The sequence below is a fragment of the uncultured Leifsonia sp. genome, from assembly GCF_945957465.1.
Lineage (GTDB): Bacteria > Actinomycetota > Actinomycetes > Actinomycetales > Microbacteriaceae > Leifsonia.
Genome location: NZ_CAMFLC010000001.1, coordinates 135,091 through 152,557 on the forward strand (window position 1 = coordinate 135,091; position 17,467 = coordinate 152,557).

A 17,467-nucleotide genomic window follows, 5' to 3' on the forward strand; every position below is an offset into this window, starting at 1 on the left:
CCTAGAACCCATAGAAGCCCGCCCGATCCTTCCCCAACGCCTCGGCGTCCTCGGCGTCCCGACGCTCATACGCATCCGCCGCCTGGGCGAGGGCGCCGGCCAACCCGGCGACCAGCTCGTCGATCGTCGACTGCCCCCGGACCCAGTACCGCTCGAACCGGCTCACCGCGCCTCGGGCCACCGACGAGCCGAACCCGTCGGACTCATCCGCCGAAGGCCGACGACCGGTGGCCGCCCCCTCCAGCGTCTTCGTACCGGCTCGCAACCGACCAGCGTCAACGCTGACCGTTCTCGCCATCTTCGCCTCCAACATTTTTCATGTTTGTACCAGTGACAACAGTATCAAATGGGAAGACGCAGCGTGGGTCGCACCAAGCGAAGCCGTGTTACACGAACCTGCGGGAACACCCCGTGTTTCGTGCGTGTTACCTATACTTGGAGGTGCTCGCCAGCCGGAGCCCCTTCCGCACGGCCTCCATTTGTAGGACTGTGACGGAGAACGCGACCGGCGCCGATGACGTCCACGGCGCGCACTACCTCAACCGGTGCGGGTTCCACAGACGGCCCTCACCACTTCTACGAAGGGTCAGTTTTCACGTGGCAGCTCTGCAGTGGGATCCCATTGACAACAAGGCAGTCGACACGGTCCGCATCCTCGCGGCCGACGCGGTGGAGAAAGTGGGCAACGGGCATCCCGGCACCGCGATGAGCCTCGCTCCCGCGGCGTACCTGCTCTTCCAGAAGGTGATGCGCCGCGACCCGCGCGACCAGCACTGGCTCGGCCGGGACCGCTTCATCCTGTCGGCCGGCCACAGCTCGCTGACCCAGTACATCCAGCTCTACCTCGGCGGCTACGGTCTCGAGCTCGACGACCTCAAGGCGCTGCGCACCTGGGGCTCGCTGACCCCGGGCCACCCGGAGTACGGCCACACGGACGGCGTCGAGATCACCACCGGCCCGCTCGGCCAGGGCATCTCCTCCTCCGTCGGCTTCGCCTACGCCCAGCGTTTCGAGCGCGGCCTGTTCGACCCGGACGCCGCACCCGGCACCAGCCCGTTCGACCACTTCGTCTACGTCATCGCGAGCGACGGCGACCTGGAGGAGGGCATCAGCTCCGAGGCCTCCAGCCTCGCCGGCCACCAGCAGCTCGGCAACCTGATCGCGATCTACGACGCCAACCAGATCTCGATCGAGGACGACACGAACATCGCCTTCACCGAGGACGTCAAGGCCCGCTACGAGGCCTACCACTGGCACGTGCAGGTCGTCGACTGGAAGAAGACGGGCGTTTACGAAGAGGACGTGCAGGAGCTGCACCAGGCCATCGTCAACGCCCAGGAGGTCAGCGACAAGCCGTCGCTCATCATCCTCAAGACGATCATCGGCTGGCCGGCACCGAAGAAGCAGAACACCGGCAAGATCCACGGCTCGGCGCTGGGCGCCGACGAGCTCCGCGCCGTCAAGGAGGTGCTCGGCTTCGACCCCGAGAAGACCTTCGAGGTCGCCGAGGACGTCATCGAGCACACCCGCAAGGCCGTCGAGCGCGGCGCGCAGGAGCACTCCGAGTGGCAGAAGGGCTTCGACGCGTGGGCGGAGGCCAACCCCGAGCGCAAGCAGCTCCTCGACCGCCTGCTGTCCGGTGAGGTCCCCGAGGGCCTCGCCGACGCACTGCCGGTGTTCGAGGCCGGCAAAGACGTCTCGACCCGCGCCGCGAGCGGCAAGGTTATCAACGCGATCGCCGGGGTCATGCCCGAGCTGTGGGGCGGCTCCGCCGACCTCGCCGAGTCGAACAACACCACGATCGAGGGCGCCGCGTCGTTCGTGCCCACCGAGCACTCCACCCACGAGTGGACGGGCAACCCGTATGGTCGCGTGCTGCACTTCGGCATCCGCGAGCACGCCATGGCCGCGATCCTCAACGGCATCGTGCTGCACGGCCCGACCCGGCCGTTCGGCGGCACGTTCCTGATCTTCAGCGACTACCAGCGCCCGGCGATCCGCCTGGCGGCGCTCATGCAGGTGCCCTCGATCTTCGTCTGGACACACGACTCCGTCGCCCTCGGCGAAGACGGCCCGACGCACCAGCCGATCGAGCAGCTGTCGACCCTGCGCGCCATCCCCCACCTCGACGTGGTCCGTCCGGGCGACGCCAACGAGGTCGCGTACGCGTGGAAGACCATCCTCGAGCGCCGCGGCGGCCCCGCGGGCATCGCGCTGACCCGCCAGAACATCCCGGTGTTCGAGCGCGGCGACGGCGAGGCCACCGGTGACACCCTGGCGTCGGCCGCCAACGTCGCCAAGGGTGCGTACATCCTCGCCGAGGCTCCCGGCGGCACGCCCGACGTGCTGTTCATCGCCACCGGCTCCGAGGTGCAGATCGCCCTGGACGCCCGCGAGGTGCTGCGCGGCGAGGGCATCAACGCCCGCGTCGTCTCGGCTCCCTGCCTCGAGTGGTTCCACGAGCAGGACGCCGCCTACCAGGAGAAGGTGCTGCCGAAGCACCTCAAGGCCCGCGTCTCCATCGAGGCCGGTCTGGCGCTCGCCTGGGACAAGATCGTCGGCGACCACGGCCGCAGCGTCTCGATCGAGCACTTCGGTGCGTCGGCCGACTACAAGACGCTGTTCCGCGAGTTCGGCATGACCACCGAGCACGCCGTCGCCGCAGCCAAGGAATCGCTCGCGTCGCTCTGAGCGCGGGCACGGAAGAAGAGAAGAAGAAACCACGATGACCGACACCACTTCCACCACCGCCTCCCCCACGGCCGCTCTGTCGGCCGCCGGCGTGAGCATCTGGCTGGACGACCTCTCGCGCGAGCGCATCGCGTCGGGCGGCCTCCAGAAGCTGATCGCCGACCGCAACGTCGTCGGCGTGACGACCAACCCGACGATCTTCGCCGCCGCCCTCTCCAAGGGCGAGGCGTACGACGCGCAGGTCACGCAGCTCGCCGCCGCCGGCACGAGCGTCGAGGACGCGATCTTCGAGATCACGACCGACGACGTCGCCGACGCCAGCGACATCTTCCACGAGGTCTACGAGGCCACCAACGGCGTGGACGGCCGCGTCTCGATCGAGGTCGAGCCGGGCCTGGCGCACGACGCCGCGGGCACCATCGAGCAGGCCAAGAAGCTCGCGGCCAAGGTCGACAAGCCCAATGTCCTCATCAAGATCCCCGCCACCGTCGAGGGCCTGGAGGCCATCACCGAGACGATCGCGGCCGGCATCAGCGTCAATGTGACCCTGATCTTCAGCCTCGAGCGCTACCGCCAGGTCATCGACGCATACCTGACCGGCCTCGAGAAGGCCAAGGCCGCCGGCATCGACCTCGCGGGCATCCAGTCGGTCGCATCGTTCTTCGTGTCCCGCGTGGACACCGAGGTCGACAAGCGCCTGACGGCGATCGGCACCGACGAGGCGCTCGCGCTCAAGAGCAAGGCCGGTGTCGCGAACGCCCGCCTCGCCTACGAGCTCTACGAGCAGGAGTTCGCCACCGACCGCGCCAAGGCCCTCGTCGCCGCCGGCGCGAACGAGCAGCGTCCGCTCTGGGCCTCCACCGGCGTGAAGGACCCGAGCCTGCCCGACACGCTCTACGTGACCGAGCTCGTCGCCCCGAACACCGTCAACACGATGCCGGAGAAGACCCTCGAGGCCACCTTCGACCACGGCGAGATCACCGGCGACACCGTCACCGGCAACTACGCCGACGCGAAGGGCGTGCTCGATGCGCTGGCCGGCCTCGGCGTCGACTACGACGATGTGACCGCCACCCTCGAGCGCGAGGGCGTCGACAAGTTCAACGTGTCGTGGGGCGAGCTCGTCGAGACCGTCAGCAACGCGCTGGAGGCCGCCAAGTGACCTTCCGCATCCACGTCACCGGGGCGGCGGCCACGGCCGTCGCAACGGTCGTGCCGCAGCTCGTGGCCGACCGCATCGCCTCCGGGATCACGGCGCAGGACCCCGCCCTCTGGGGCCCGGACGCCGAGCCGGAGGCCTCCAAGCGTCTCGGCTGGACGGAGGCCGTCGCGATCTCCCGCCCGCTGGTCGCGGAGATCGTCGAACTGCGTGAGCAGCTGCACGCCAAGGGCGTCAACCACATCGTCCTCGGTGGGATGGGCGGCTCTTCGCTCGCACCCGAGGTCATCACGCGCACGGCGGAGGCCGAACTCACCGTTCTCGACTCGACCGACCCCGGCCAGGTGCTGGCGGCGCTCCGCGACCGCCTCGAGGCCACGGCGGTCGTCATCTCCTCCAAGTCCGGCTCCACCCTCGAGACCGACAGCCAACGCCGCGTGTACGAGAAGTGGTTCCGCGACGCCGGCATCGACCCGGCGGAGCGCATCGTCGTCGTCACCGACCCGGGCTCCCCGCTCGACCAGTCGGCGCGCGAGGCGGGCTACCGCGTGTTCAACGCCGACCCCAACGTCGGCGGGCGCTACTCGGCGCTGACCGCGTTCGGTCTGGTCCCCTCCGGACTGGCGGGCGTGGACATCTCCGAGCTGCTCGACGAGGCCGAGGCGACGCTCATCGAGCTCGCCGTCGACAACGACGCGAACCCGGGCCTCGTGCTCGGCGCCGCGATCGCCGGCACCAACCCGCTCAAGGACAAGGTGGGCATCGTCGCCGACGGCACCCACATCGTCGGGTTCGCCGACTGGGCCGAGCAGCTCATCGCCGAATCGACCGGCAAGGAGGGCACCGGACTCCTCCCCGTCGTCCTCGACACGCTCGCGCCCGAGCTGACCTCGAAGCCGGCCGACCTGCAGGTGGTCCGGCTCGTCGCGAATGCGGAGGCGCACCATCTGTTCCCGGCCGACCGGCACGAGGGCGAGATCCTCGTCTCCGGCAGTCTGGGGGCGCAGCTGATCGTCTGGGAGTACGCGACGGCGGTCGCCGGCCGGCTTCTCGGCATCAACCCGTTCGACCAGCCCGACGTGGAGGCGGCGAAGGTCGCCGCCCGCGCACTGCTCGACAACCGACCGGAGCCCGTCGCGCCCGCCTTCACCGCGGGCGGCGTCGAGGTGCGCACCACCGGGTCGTTCCTCGGCAGCGCCTCGACGCTCGACGGCGCCGTTGACGCCCTCCTGGCCCAGCTCGGCCCGGACGGCTACGTCGCGGTCCAGGCCTACGTCGACCGGCTCGCACTCCCGCAGCTCGCGGGCATCCGCGATCTGCTCGCCGCCAAGGCCGGCCGCCCCGTCACCTTCGGCTGGGGCCCGCGCTTCCTGCACTCGACCGGTCAGTTCCACAAGGGCGGCCCCGCCGTCGGCGTGTTCCTGCAGATCACTGCTGTGGCCCCGGAAGACCTGGAGATACCGGACCGCCCGTTCACATTCGGCCAGCTCATCCAGGCCCAGGCCGCCGGCGACGCGAGCGTCCTCGGCGAGCACGGCCGTCCGGTACTGACCCTGACCCTCACGAACCCCGAGGCGGACATCGTCTCGCTGTTTGAGGCCGTCAACTAAGGAGTCCGATTGTCACCGGTGGAGATCACTCCCGAGTTCAACCCGCTGCGGTTGCCCTCCGACCGCCGACTCAACCGCATCGCGGGGCCGAGCAGCCTCATCATCTTCGGAGTGACGGGTGACCTGTCGCGCAAGAAGCTGATGCCGGCCGTCTACGACCTCGCGAACCGCGGCCTGCTGCCGCCCGGCTTCTCGCTCGTCGGGTTCGCCCGGCGCGACTGGGAGGACCAGGACTTCGAGAAGGTCGTCTACGACGCGGTCAAGCAGTACGCCCGCACGCCGTTCGATGACGACGTGTGGAAGCAGCTCGCGCAGGGCATCCGCTTCGTCTCGGGCGAGTTCGACGACGCCGAGGCGTTCCAGCGCCTCAAGGAGACGGTCGAGAACCTCGACGTCGAGCGCGGCACGATGGGCAACCACGCGTTCTACCTGTCCATCCCGCCGAAGGCGTTCCCCCTCGTCACCGAGCAGCTGAAGAAGTCCGGCCTCGCCGACCAGTCGGGAACGGGCTGGCGTCGGGTCGTCATCGAGAAGCCGTTCGGCAGCGACCTGAGGACGGCGCGCGAGCTCAACCACGTGGTCGAGTCGGTCTTCCCGCCGGACTCGGTGTTCCGGATCGACCACTACCTCGGCAAAGAGACCGTCCAGAACATCCTGGCCCTGCGCTTCGCCAACGAGCTGTACGAGCCGATCTGGAACGCCAACTACGTGGACCACGTGCAGATCACGATGGCCGAGGACATCGGCGTCGGGGGGCGCGCCGGCTACTACGACGGCATCGGCGCGGCGCGCGACGTCATCCAGAACCACCTGTTGCAGCTCCTCGCCCTCACGGCGATGGAGGAGCCGATCTCGTTCGACGCCGCCGATCTGCGTGCAGAGAAGGAGAAGGTGCTCGCCGCTGTCCGCCTTCCGGCAGACCTCGCGAAGTCGACCGCCCGCGGTCAGTACTCGAGCGGCTGGCAGGGCGGCGAGAAGGTCGTCGGGTTCTTGGAGGAGGACGGGATGAATCCCCAGTCCACCACCGAGACCTACGCCGCGATCAAGCTGGAGATCGGGACCCGCCGCTGGGCCGGCGTCCCGTTCTACCTGCGGGCGGGCAAGCGCCTGGGCCGACGCGTCACCGAGATCGCCGTGGTCTTCAAGCGCGCGCCGCAGCAGCTCTTCGCCGAGTCGCAGACCAGCGCCCTCGGCCAGAACGCGCTGGTGATCCGTGTGCAGCCCGACGAGGGCGTGACCATCCGCTTCGGCTCGAAGGTGCCGGGAGCGGGTATGCAAGTGCGCGACGTCAGCATGGACTTCGGTTACGGCCACGCGTTCACCGAAGCCAGTCCGGAGGCTTACGAGCGGCTCATCCTCGACGTGCTGCTCGGCGACCCGCCGCTGTTCCCGCGTCACGAGGAGGTCGAGCTGTCCTGGAAGATCCTCGACCCGATCGAGGAGTTCTGGACCACGCAGGGCCAGCCCGAACAGTACCGCCCCGGAACCTGGGGCCCGAAGTCCGCCGACGAGCTCCTCGCCCGCGACGGCCGCGTCTGGAGGCGCCCATGATCGTCGATCTGCCCGACACCACGACGAGCAACATCTCGAAGGCGCTCGTCAAGATCCGCGAGGAGGGCGGCGCCGTCGCCCTCGGCCGTGTGCTGACGCTGATCATCGCCACCCACCTCGGCCAGGAGGAGGAGGCCATCGAGGCGGCCAACGACGCCTCCCGCGAGCACCCGATGCGCGTCATCGTGGTCTCGACCGAGGAGGAGCGCAGCCACACGGATTCGGGGCGCCTGGATGCCCAGATCCGCGTCGGCGGCGACGCGGGCGCCAGCGAGGTCATCGTGCTGCGCGCCTACGGCGAGACGGCCAGCGACGAGGAGGGGCTCGTGACCGGGCTCCTGCTTCCGGACGCACCCGTGGTCGTCTGGTGGCCGGGCATCGCACCCGCCCGCGCCTCGCACTCCCCCCTCGGCCGCATCGCGACGATCCGGATCACCGATGCGTCGGCACAGCCGAACCCGCAGGAGGCGCTGTTCCACCTGGCGGAGACCTATGCGCCCGGCGACACCGACTTCGCGTGGACGCGGCTGACCCTGTGGCGCGCGCAGCTGGCCGCGGTGCTCGACCAGCCGCCGTACGAGCCGATCACGTCGGTGGAAGTGGCCGGCGCCGCCGACTCCCCCTCCACCTTGCTCCTCGCCGCGTGGCTGCGGCTGCAGCTCCAGGTGCCGGTGCACTACGACCTCGCTTCGCGCGCGATCGGCTCCGGCGGCATCCACGGCGTGAAGATGGAGCGTGCGTCCGGCACGATCGAGCTCGAGCGCGAGGTCCCGAACGTGGCGCGGCTGTCGCAGCCGGGGCAGCCGACGCACGACCTGTCCCTGCCGCGCCGCAGCCTGCGCGATTGCCTCGCGGAGGAACTGCGTAGGCTGGACCCGGACGACCTGTACGGTGAGGTCATCACGAAGGGTCTCGCACTGCTCGAGACCGCCGACGAAGGAGCGGGCACGACAGCATGACGAACGAACGGCGGGTGCTCGTCCACCCCGACAAGGAAGCACTCGCCGCGTCGGTGGCCGCGCGCTTCCTCACCAAGACGATCGACATCCTCGACGACCTGGGCGTGGCGAACATCGCGCTCACCGGTGGAACAATGGGCATCGCGGTGCTGGAGGCGGTCAACTCCTCCCCCGCTCGCGACACCATCGACTGGTCGAAGGTGCAGTTCTGGTGGGGTGACGAGCGGTTCGTCGAGAAGGCCAGCGATGAGCGCAACGAGCGCCAGGCGCGCGAGGCGCTCCTCGATCACCTTCCCGTCCCGCCCCAGAACATCCACCCGTTCCCCGCATCGGACGAGATCCCCGACCTCGACGAGGCGGCGAGCGTCTATGCGGCTGAACTCGCGGCGTTCGCTCCGGAGGGGCAGGACTTCCCTCGCTTCGACATCACGTTCCTCGGGGTCGGGCCGGACGGGCACATCGCCTCGCTGTTCCCCGACCGCGCAGGTATCCGCGAGACCGAGGCCACGGTCATCGCCGTGCGCGAGTCGCCCAAGCCCCCGCCCGAGCGGCTGAGCCTGACACGGCCGGTGCTCAACGCCTCCGACCGGATCTGGCTGGTGCTGTCCGGAAGCGACAAGGCCAGTGCGCTCGGCTTGGCCCTCGCGGGTGCGAGCTACACCGAGGTGCCGGTCGCCGGCGCCAAGGGCCGCAAGCGCACCGTGTTCTTCGTCGACAAGGAGGCCGCGGTCGACGTGCCGGAGAACCTGATCGCCCCGTCGTACTGAGTCAGACGACCATCAGCAGAGAAGCCCCGCCGGTCATGGACCGGCGGGGCTTCGTCGTGCGCAGGGTGTGCGACGACGTCAGTTGCTCGTGGGCTTTCCGCGGCGGGCGCGCAGCTGGTTGAGGGCGTCCTCGAGCAGCTGCTCGGCCTCCTCCTCCGACCGGCGCTCCTTCACGTAGGCCAGGTGCGTCTTGTACGGCTCGGTCTTGGCGACCGACGGCGGGTTCTCTTTGTCGCGACCGGCCGGAAGACCGGTCGACGGGGAGTCGATCACATCCGGGATCTCCTCCTCCGGCAGATTCGCCGCGAAGTACCGAACGGTCTCGTTGCCCAGGGCGTCCCAGTACGAGATCGCCACGCGCTCCGCGTGGAAACCGCGGTCCTGTTCGCCCATCGGGCCCGCGCCGACGCGCGAGCCGCGGATGGCGCTTCCTCCGGATGCCATGCTTCTCCTCTGGTGAAGGCGCGCCGGCTAGGCGCTGAACTTGGTGATGAGCCCGAGGACCACGATGCACGTGATCCAGATGAGCCCGAGGATGACCGTGATGCGGTTGAGGTTGCGCTCCGCGACACCGGACGCACCCAGGTTGGAGGTGACACCGCCGCCGAACATGTCGGAGAGGCCGCCTCCGCGCCCCTTGTGCAACAGGATGAGCAGCGTCAGCAGGAGGCTGGTGATGCCCAGCAGGACCTGCAGGACGACCGTGAGAATCTGCACGCTAGACCTTTCAATGCGACCGGGCGGCGCCCGGCAAAACCAACGTCCAGTATAACCGGCCGACGCCGCGGCGGCTTGCGCCGCGAATCGTCACAGTCCGACGTGCTTCTGGTAGCGGATGATCGCCGAGAACTCGGCCACGTCGAGGCTCGCGCCGCCGACCAGCGCGCCGTCGACGTTCGGCTCGCGCATGAAGCCGGCGATGTTGCCCGACTTCACCGAACCCCCGTAGAGGATCCGGGTCTTGGCCGCGACGTCGTCACCGAGCTGCTCCGCGATGACGGCGCGCAGTGCTGCCGCCACCTGCTCGGCCTGCTCCGGCGTGGCCGCCTGTCCCGAGCCGATCGCCCAGACGGGCTCGTAGGCGACCACGAAGTCCGCCGCCGAGTCGACCGAGGCGAGGGCGGCGCGGAGCTGAGCGACAGGCACCGCGCTCGCGCCGTGCGTCTCCAGGTCCTCCGCGGTCTCGCCGACACAGATGATCGGCGCGATGTTGTGTTTGATCGCCTGCGCGACCTTCGCCGCGACCTGCTCGTCGGACTCGTTGTGCAGCGTGCGCCGCTCCGAGTGGCCGATGATCACGTAGCGCGACTCGAGCGCGGCAAGGAACGACGCGGCGACCTCGCCTGTGTACGCGCCGGACTCGTGCTCGGACACGTCCTGACCGCCGAAGGCGATGGGCAGCTTGTCCGCCGCCACCAGCGTCTGCACGCTGCGGAGGTCGGTGAAGGGCGGGAACACCGCGACCTCGACGGCCGAGTAGTCGTGCCCGGCGTCCTTGAGCGTCCACGCCAGCTTCTGGACGACGGCGATCGCCTGCAGGTGATCGAGGTTCATCTTCCAGTTGCCCGCGATCAGCGGAACACGCCGCACGGACTCGTTCACTGCTGCCATCCGAGGACCTCCAGACCCGGCAGGCGCTTGCCCTCGAGGAACTCGAGGCTGGCGCCGCCGCCGGTAGAAATATGACCGAACTGATCGTCCGAGAAGCCGAGCGCCCTCACCGCGGCCGCGGAGTCGCCGCCGCCGACGACGCCGAGGCCGTCGACCTCGGTGAGCGCCTGGGCGATCGCCTTGGTTCCCGCGGCGAACGGCGCCAGCTCGAACACGCCCATCGGCCCGTTCCAGAACACGGTTCGCGCGCCGCGGATGTACTCGGAGAACAGCTCGCCGGTCTCCGGGCCGATGTCGAGCCCGAGGCCCGACGAACCCCACTCGGTGTCTTCGATCGCGTCGATCGGCCGCACGATGTGCTCCGCGTCGGCGCCGAACTTCGACGCCACGACGACATCGCGCGGCAGCACGATCGAAACGCCCAGCTCCTCCGCCTTCGCGAGGTAGCCCTTGACGGTATCGATCTGGTCGGCCTCCAGCAGACTGGAACCGACCTTGTGGCCGAGCGCGGCGAGGAATGTGAAGAGCATCCCACCGCCGATGAGCAAGGAGTCCACGCGCGGCAACAGGTGCCCGATCACGCCCAGCTTGTCGGACACCTTCGACCCCCCGAGCACGACCGCGTAGGGCCGCTCGGGGTTCTCGGTGAGCCGGTCGAGCACGTCGAGCTCGGTCGCGATGAGCGTGCCGGCGGCGCTCGGGAGCGCCTTCGCGAGCTCGTACACGCTGGCCTGCTTGCGGTGGACGACCCCGAATCCGTCGGACACGAAGGCGTCGCCGAACGCGGCCAGCTTTGCCGCGAACGCCTCGCGCTCCGCGTCGTCCTTGGCGGTCTCGCCCGGGTTGAAGCGCAGGTTCTCGAGCAGGGCGACGTCGCCGTCCCGCAGCCCGGCGACAGCGGCCTCCGCTCCGGCTCCGACGGTGTCCTGTGCGAAGGTCACCGGCTTGCCGAGCAGTTCGGAGAGCCGCTGGGCCACCGGCGCCAGGCTGTACTTGGAGTCGGGCGCGCCCTCCGGGCGGCCGAGGTGAGAGATCACGACCACCTTCGCGCCCTGATTGATCAGGGCGTCGAGGGTGGGAATCGACGCTCGCACGCGACCGTCGTCCGTGATCGCGCCGTCCTTCAGGGGGACGTTGAGATCACAGCGGACGACGACGCGCTTTCCCGCGAGCGAACCGAGTGAGTCGAGGGTGCGAAGCGTCACGCCGGTTCCCCGTGCTCAGAGACGCTCGGCGACGTACTCGGTCAGGTCGACGAGACGGTTGGAGTAGCCCCACTCGTTGTCGTACCAGCTCGAGAGCTTCACCTGGTCGCCGATGACCCGGAGCAGGCCGGAGTCGAAGATCGACGAGTGCGGGTCGGAGACGATGTCGGACGAGACGATCTCGTCCTCCGTGTACTTGAGGATGCCCTTGAGCGGGCCCTCGGCGGCCTTCTTGTACGCCGCCTTGACCTCGTCGACGGTGACCGGGCGCGAGGCGGCGACGGTCAGGTCGGTGATCGAGCCGGTGGGGACGGGCACGCGGAGCGCGAAACCGTCGAGCTTGCCCTTGAGCTCGGGCAGGACGAGGCCGATGGCCTTGGCGGCGCCGGTCGAGGTCGGGACGATGTTGATCGCGGCGGCACGGGCGCGGCGGAGGTCGCTGTGCGGGCCGTCCTGCAGGTTCTGGTCGGCCGTGTAGGCGTGGACCGTGGTCATGAGACCGCGCTCGATGCCGAACTCGTCGTTGAAGACCTTGGCGAGCGGGGCGAGGCAGTTGGTCGTGCACGACGCGTTGGAGATGATGTTGTGCTTCTCCGGGTCGTACAGGTGCTCGTTCACACCGATCACGAACGTGGCGTCCTCGTCGGTGGCCGGAGCCGAGATGATGACCTTCTTGGCGCCCGCCTCGATGTGCTTCTTGGCGTCGGCGGCCTTGGTGAAACGGCCGGTCGACTCGATGACGATGTCGACGCCCAGGTCGCCCCACGGGAGGTTGGCCGGGTCGCGCTCCTCGAGGACCTTGATCGGCTTGCCGTTGACGACGATGCTGTCGCCCTCGAGCTCGACCGTCGCGTCCAGGCGGCCCGTGATCGAGTCGTACTTGAGCAGGTGCGCGAGCGTCTTGTTGTCGGTGAGGTCGTTCACCGCGACGATCTCGAGGTCGCTGCCCTTGGCGAGGGCCGCGCGCAGGTAGTTGCGACCAATGCGACCGAACCCGTTGATTCCGATCTTTACGGACACAGATGTCTCCCGTTGCTTGATGGGTGCGCCGAAGGGCGCGATGTGGGTGATTTCAGACGGACGGCGGCGTCCCGGGAGGCTCCCTCCCGGGACGCCTACCCGCTACGACAGTAGCAGCAGACCCGAGGTCTTCTCGCGCGCCTTCTCGAAGCGGTCGGCCACGTCGCCCCAGTTGGTGATGTTCCAGAACGCCTTGACGTAATCCGCCTTCACATTGACGTAGTCGAGGTAGAACGCGTGCTCCCACATGTCGAGGAGCAGCAGCGGGATGGTGGCAGCGGCGAGGTTGCCCTGGTGGTCGTAGAGCTGCTCGATGATGAGCTTCTGGCCCAGCGAGTCCCAGGCGAGGATCGACCAGCCGGAACCCTGGATGCCGAGCGCCGACGCCGTGAAGTGCGCGCGGAACTTGTCGAACGAGCCGAAGAACTCGTCGATCGCCGCGGCCAGCTCGCCGGTCGGCTTGTCGCCGCCCTCCGGCGAGAGGTTGTTCCAGAACACGGTGTGGTTGACGTGCCCGGCGAGGTTGAACGCGAGGTCTTTCTGGAGCTTGTTCACGTATGTGAGGTCGTCGGCGTCGCGTGCCTCCGCCAGCTTCGCCAGGGCCGTGTTGGCACCGTCGACGTAGGCCTTGTGGTGCTTGTCGTGGTGCAGCTCCATGATCCGGCCGCTGATGTTCGGCTCGAGCGCCGAGTAGTCGTACGGAAGGTCGGCGAGCGTGTAGTCAGCCATTACTCATCTCCACAGTTGTTCTTCTTCGAGACCCGATTCGGGCGACTTGATCAGTCTAGTGAGGGCAACCGGACGGGTCGCGGGTTCCTTCCCGCCGCCAGATTTCCTTCCCGACTGAAGGCCCGTCAGGAAACTACACCTCATCGAGGTCGGCGGGGAGGTTGGCGTCGGTCCCGGGGATGTCGAGCTCGGTCGCCTTCTTGTCGGCCATCGCCAGCAGACGGCGGATGCGCCCCGCCACGGCGTCCTTCGTCATCGGCGGATCGGCGTGATGACCCAGTTCGTCCAGGCTCGCGTCACGGTGGGCGAGCCGCAGCTCCCCCGCGTACCGCAAGTGCTCCGGCACATCCGGACCGAGGATCTCCAGGGCGCGCTCGACGCGCGAGCACGCGGCGACGGCGGCCTGAGCCGACCGGCGCAGGTTGGCGTCGTCGAAATTGACCAGGCGGTTCGCGGTCGCACGCACCTCGCGGCGCTGCCGCAGCTCCTCCCAGTTCGCGACCGTCTCGGTCGCGCCCATCTGCACGAGCATCGCGCTGATCGCCTCGCCGTCGCGGATGACGACCCGGTGCACGCCGCGCACCTCGCGCGCCTTGGCGGGGACGCCGAGCCGGCCGGCCGCGCCGACGAGTGCCATCGCGGCCTCGTTGCCCGGGCAGGTGACCTCCAGCGCGGCGGAACGCCCCGGATCGGTCAACGATCCGTGCGCGAGGAAGGCGCCGCGCCAGACCGCAGCGAGCTCATCGCGTGAACCGGTCGTCAGGCGGTTCGGGAGGCCGCGGATGGGCCGGCGCCTGGCATCGAGGAGGCCGGTCTGGCGGGCGAGGGTCTCGCCGCCCTCCAGCACCCGGACGAGATACTGGCTGGAGCGCCGCACACCGGACGCCGAGATCACCGAGACCTCGCTGCGGACGCCGTAGAGCTCCGCGAGGTCTTTGCGCACCCGGCGTGCGAGCTCGGGCGTGTCCAGCTCGCTCTCGACCGCGATGCGTCCGCCGATCAGGTGGAGGCCGCCCGAGAACCGCAGGATCGTCGCCAGCTCGGCGGCGCGGACGGTCGTCTTGCTGACTTCGACCTTCGTGAGTTCGTCTTTGACGTCGGCGGTGAGAGCCAATCGGATTCCTAACTGTGACGGACGGCGCGGGTCACGCCGTGAAGTGGGCGGCCGGCATCATTCACGGCCCAGGTCGCGGTGCTTGGTGTTGACCGCGACGCCGGGGAAGCCCCTCAACCGGACGGCGAGCTCTTCGGCAATCGCGACGGACCGGTGCTTCCCTCCCGTGCAGCCTATCGCGATCATCGCGTGCCGCTTGTTCTCGCGCTGGTAGCCGGCGAGGATCGGGCGCATCGCCGCGACGTAGGCCGCGATGAAGTCTTCTGCGCCGTCCTGCTGCAGCACGTAGTCGCGCACGACCTCGTCCAGGCCGGTGTGCGGCCGCAGTTCGGGGTTCCAGAACGGATTGGGCAGGAAGCGCGCGTCCGCCACGAGGTCGGCGTCGGGCGGCAGGCCGTACTTGAATCCGAAGCTCATGACGGTCACCTGGACTCCGGCCGTGTCTTCGGCGGCGAAGGTCTCGGTGATGTTGGTCGCGAGCTGGTGGATGTTGAGATCGGTGGTGTCGACGATGATGTCGCTCGCCTCGCGGATCTCGCGCAGACGCGCGCGCTCCGCGTCGATGCCGTCGAGGATGGTCCCGTTGCCCTGGAGCGGGTGCGGGCGCCGCACCTGCTCGAAGCGCCGGACCAGGACCGAGTCGGACGCCTCCAGGAAGAGCACGCGCACCTTCGTGCCCTCGCGCAGGCTCTGGATCATCTCCCGGAGGTCTTCGAAGAAGTTGCGTCCGCGCACGTCGACGACGGCGGCGATCCGCGGCAGGCCGGACTCCGCCCGGTTGGCGAGTTCGATCAACGGCCGCAGCATCTGGGGAGGCAGGTTGTCGACGACGTACCAGTCGAGGTCTTCGAGCGCGTTCGCGACCGTCGAACGGCCCGCACCCGACATCCCGGTCACGATCAGCACTTCCTGCTGCTCGGCGTTCGTGTCGGTGTCGGTCGCCACGGCCTCTCCTTCTGTGAACTGCGTGGGTAAAGCCTACCGACTGAGTGCGGGTCGGCGGCGGTCTTGGCGGCACCATGAAGGTGTTCGCGGATGAACGTGCGTCAGTCGCCGTTGAGGCGGTCGAAGACCGCAGCGGCCGTCGTCGGACCGACCCCCCTGACCTCGGCGATCTGCTCGGGTGTGGCCTTGCGCAGCTGCGCGACCGAGCCGAAGTGCTTCAGGAGCTCCTTCACGCGCGCCGGACCGAGCCCGGGGATCTCACCGAGGACCGTGGTGATGTCGCGCCTGCGGCGCGCGCGCTGATAGGTGATGGCGAACCGGTGCGCCTCATCGCGGATGCGCTGCACCAGGAACAGCGCGTCGCTGTTGCGGGGCAGGATGACCGGGAAGTCGGAGTCGGGCAGCCAGATCTCTTCGAGCCGCTTGGCGATCCCGGCGAGCTGGATGCCGGTCACCCCGGACTCGTCCAGCGCGCGCTGAGCGGCGGCCACCTGCGGCTGTCCGCCGTCGACGATGAGCAGATTGGGCGGGTACGAGAACTTGCGGCGCCGGCGCTCGGCCGCCTCCGCGAGCTCCGCGTCGACGTCGATCGCGGGGTCGTCGCCCGCGTCCGCGTCGGTGATCGGCTGCTCCGCGTCGCCCGCCACAGCCCCAGCGTCGGCGTCGTCTCGCAGGTACGCGAGGCGGCGCGAGATCACCTGGTAGATCGACTCGGTGTCGTCGGTCGACTCGGGGATGCTGAAGCGACGGTACTGGTCTTTCCGAGGCAGCCCGTCTTCGAACACGACCATGGAGGCCACGATGTTGGTGCCGCTGAGGTGGGACACGTCGAAGCACTCCATGCGCAACGGTGCGTCCGCCATGCCGAGGGCGTCCTGGATGTCGTTGAGCGCCTTCGACCGCGTGACGAAGTCGGAGCTGCGTCGTGTCTTGTAGAGGATGAGCGCGTTCTTCGCGTTCATCTCCGCGGTCTGCGCGAGGGCCGCCTTGTCGCCGCGCTGGGCGACGCGGAGCTCCACCTTTCCCGTCGACTTCGGGCCGCGCCGCACCGGTCCGGCCTCGTCGGCCTCCACCCGGCGCGCCATCAGCCACTGCTCGAGTTCGCCGGCGTCGTCCGGGAGCTCCGGCACGATGATCTCGCGAGGAGGGGCGTCCGCGCCTTCGTAGGCGTTCTGCAGCACAGTCTCGACGAGCTCGCCGAGCTCGATGTCGAGCTCCTTGTCGACGACCCACGACCGGACACCGCGGATGCGGCCGCCCCGGACGATGAACTGCTGCACCGCCGCGGCGAGCTCGTCGTGCGCGATGCCGAAGGCGTCGAGATCGACGTTCTCCTGCAGCACGACCGCGCTCTTGCCCATCGCCGCCTCGAGAGCCTGGATGGCGTCACGGTGCCGCGCCGCGGCCTCATAGTCGAGGGCGCTCGCGGCCTGCTTCATCTGCTCGGTCAGCGCGCGGATGTATTTGCTGTCGTTGCCGGCCATGAACGACACGAAGTCCTCGGCCAGACCCCGGTGATCCTCCGGGCTGATGCGGCCGACGCACGGCGCCGCGCACTTGCCGATGTCACCGAGCAGACAGGGGCGGCCGGTCAGCTCGGCCCGGCGGTACACCCCGTCGGAGCAGCTGCGCACCGGGAACGCCTTGAGCATGAGATCGACCGTGTCGCGGATCGCCCAGACCTTGGTGTACGGGCCGAAGTAACGGGCGTCCTTGAGGGTGCGGTTGCGGGTGACCATCACGCGCGGAATGCGGTCGCCCAGAGTGACCGCGAGGTACGGGTAGGACTTGTCGTCGCGGAACTGGACGTTGAACGGCGGGTTGAACTCCTTGATCCAGGTGTATTCGAGCTGAAGCGCCTCGAACTCGCTGGCCACCACCGTCCACTCGACGCTGTTCGCCGTCGTCACCATCCGCCGCGTGCGCTCGTGCAGGCTGCGCAGCGGCTGGAAGTAGTTGCTGAGGCGCGCGCGGAGGTTCTTGGCCTTGCCGACGTAGAGCACCCGGCGGTTCGCGTCACGAAACCGGTACACGCCCGGCTGCGTGGGGATCTCTCCCGCCTTGGGCCGATAGCTGACCGTGTCGCTGCGGGACGGGCTCACAGAC

General features: G+C 68.9%; 16 protein-coding genes. 6 read left to right on the forward strand and 10 right to left on the reverse strand.

Going from position 1 to position 17,467, the window contains the following annotated elements; all coding sequences use genetic code 11:
- Position 1: 1 nt before the first annotated feature.
- Positions 2–298, reverse strand: a complete 297-nt coding sequence (locus tag Q0Q23_RS00595; RefSeq protein WP_295117715.1) for a hypothetical protein — start codon at positions 296–298, stop codon at positions 2–4.
- Between the two features lie 299 nt (positions 299–597).
- Here Q0Q23_RS00595 and tkt point away from each other — a divergent pair, with 299 nt between their 5' ends.
- From tkt to pgl, 6 genes are read left to right on the forward strand one after another with little or no spacing between them, the layout of a single operon-like run.
- The gene (tkt, locus tag Q0Q23_RS00600) at positions 598–2,691 is read left to right on the forward strand and encodes a transketolase (RefSeq protein WP_295117718.1); all 2,094 of its coding nucleotides are present in this window, start codon (positions 598–600) and stop codon (positions 2,689–2,691) included.
- 34 nt (positions 2,692–2,725) lie between these two features.
- Positions 2,726–3,853, forward strand: coding sequence for a transaldolase (gene tal, locus Q0Q23_RS00605; RefSeq protein WP_295117721.1), 1,128 nt, complete (start codon positions 2,726–2,728; stop codon positions 3,851–3,853).
- The gene (locus Q0Q23_RS00610; RefSeq protein ID WP_295117724.1) at positions 3,850–5,460 is read left to right on the forward strand and encodes a glucose-6-phosphate isomerase; all 1,611 of its coding nucleotides are present in this window, start codon (positions 3,850–3,852) and stop codon (positions 5,458–5,460) included. Before tal ends, Q0Q23_RS00610 begins: the two co-directional genes overlap by 4 nt.
- A gap of 9 nt (positions 5,461–5,469) precedes the next feature.
- Positions 5,470–7,011 carry a glucose-6-phosphate dehydrogenase gene (zwf, locus tag Q0Q23_RS00615; RefSeq protein WP_295117728.1) on the forward strand — a complete coding sequence of 514 codons (1,542 nt, stop codon included), beginning with the start codon at positions 5,470–5,472 and terminating at the stop codon, positions 7,009–7,011.
- Complete coding sequence (locus tag Q0Q23_RS00620; RefSeq protein WP_295117731.1) at positions 7,008–7,970, forward strand: glucose-6-phosphate dehydrogenase assembly protein OpcA; 963 nt, start codon at positions 7,008–7,010, stop codon at positions 7,968–7,970. The genes zwf and Q0Q23_RS00620 overlap by 4 nt, the downstream gene beginning before the upstream one ends.
- Entirely contained in the window at positions 7,967–8,737 is a 771-nt protein-coding gene (gene pgl / locus Q0Q23_RS00625) for a 6-phosphogluconolactonase (RefSeq protein ID WP_295117734.1), read from the forward strand. Before Q0Q23_RS00620 ends, pgl begins: the two co-directional genes overlap by 4 nt.
- A 78-nt stretch (positions 8,738–8,815) precedes the next feature.
- Here the strand turns inward: pgl and Q0Q23_RS00630 are convergent, their stop codons facing one another.
- From Q0Q23_RS00630 to uvrC, 9 genes are all read right to left on the reverse strand, one after another.
- The gene (locus Q0Q23_RS00630; RefSeq protein WP_055915984.1) at positions 8,816–9,181 is read right to left on the reverse strand and encodes an RNA polymerase-binding protein RbpA; all 366 of its coding nucleotides are present in this window, start codon (positions 9,179–9,181) and stop codon (positions 8,816–8,818) included.
- A gap of 27 nt (positions 9,182–9,208) precedes the next feature.
- Entirely contained in the window at positions 9,209–9,454 is a 246-nt protein-coding gene (gene secG, locus Q0Q23_RS00635; RefSeq protein WP_055915982.1) for a preprotein translocase subunit SecG, read from the reverse strand.
- A gap of 90 nt (positions 9,455–9,544) precedes the next feature.
- On the reverse strand, positions 9,545–10,348 hold the full coding sequence (gene tpiA / locus Q0Q23_RS00640; RefSeq protein ID WP_295117739.1) for a triose-phosphate isomerase: 804 nt from the start codon (positions 10,346–10,348) through the stop codon (positions 9,545–9,547).
- Positions 10,336–11,553, reverse strand: a complete 1,218-nt coding sequence (locus Q0Q23_RS00645; protein ID WP_295117742.1) for a phosphoglycerate kinase — start codon at positions 11,551–11,553, stop codon at positions 10,336–10,338. Before Q0Q23_RS00645 ends, tpiA begins: the two co-directional genes overlap by 13 nt.
- A 15-nt stretch (positions 11,554–11,568) precedes the next feature.
- A complete protein-coding gene (gap, locus tag Q0Q23_RS00650; protein WP_295117745.1) occupies positions 11,569–12,573 on the reverse strand; it encodes a type I glyceraldehyde-3-phosphate dehydrogenase in 1,005 nt (334 codons plus the stop codon).
- A 102-nt stretch (positions 12,574–12,675) separates the two neighbouring features.
- A complete protein-coding gene (locus Q0Q23_RS00655; RefSeq protein ID WP_295117748.1) occupies positions 12,676–13,302 on the reverse strand; it encodes a superoxide dismutase in 627 nt (208 codons plus the stop codon).
- Positions 13,303–13,435: 133 nt separating this feature from the next.
- Complete coding sequence (gene whiA, locus Q0Q23_RS00660; RefSeq protein WP_295117751.1) at positions 13,436–14,416, reverse strand: DNA-binding protein WhiA; 981 nt, start codon at positions 14,414–14,416, stop codon at positions 13,436–13,438.
- 57 nt (positions 14,417–14,473) lie between these two features.
- Complete coding sequence (rapZ, locus tag Q0Q23_RS00665; RefSeq protein ID WP_295117753.1) at positions 14,474–15,361, reverse strand: RNase adapter RapZ; 888 nt, start codon at positions 15,359–15,361, stop codon at positions 14,474–14,476.
- 101 nt (positions 15,362–15,462) lie between these two features.
- Positions 15,463–17,463 (reverse strand): excinuclease ABC subunit UvrC, encoded by a 2,001-nt coding sequence (gene uvrC / locus Q0Q23_RS00670; RefSeq protein ID WP_295117756.1) that lies wholly within the window; start codon positions 17,461–17,463, stop codon positions 15,463–15,465.
- Between the last annotated feature and the right edge of the window lie 4 nt (positions 17,464–17,467).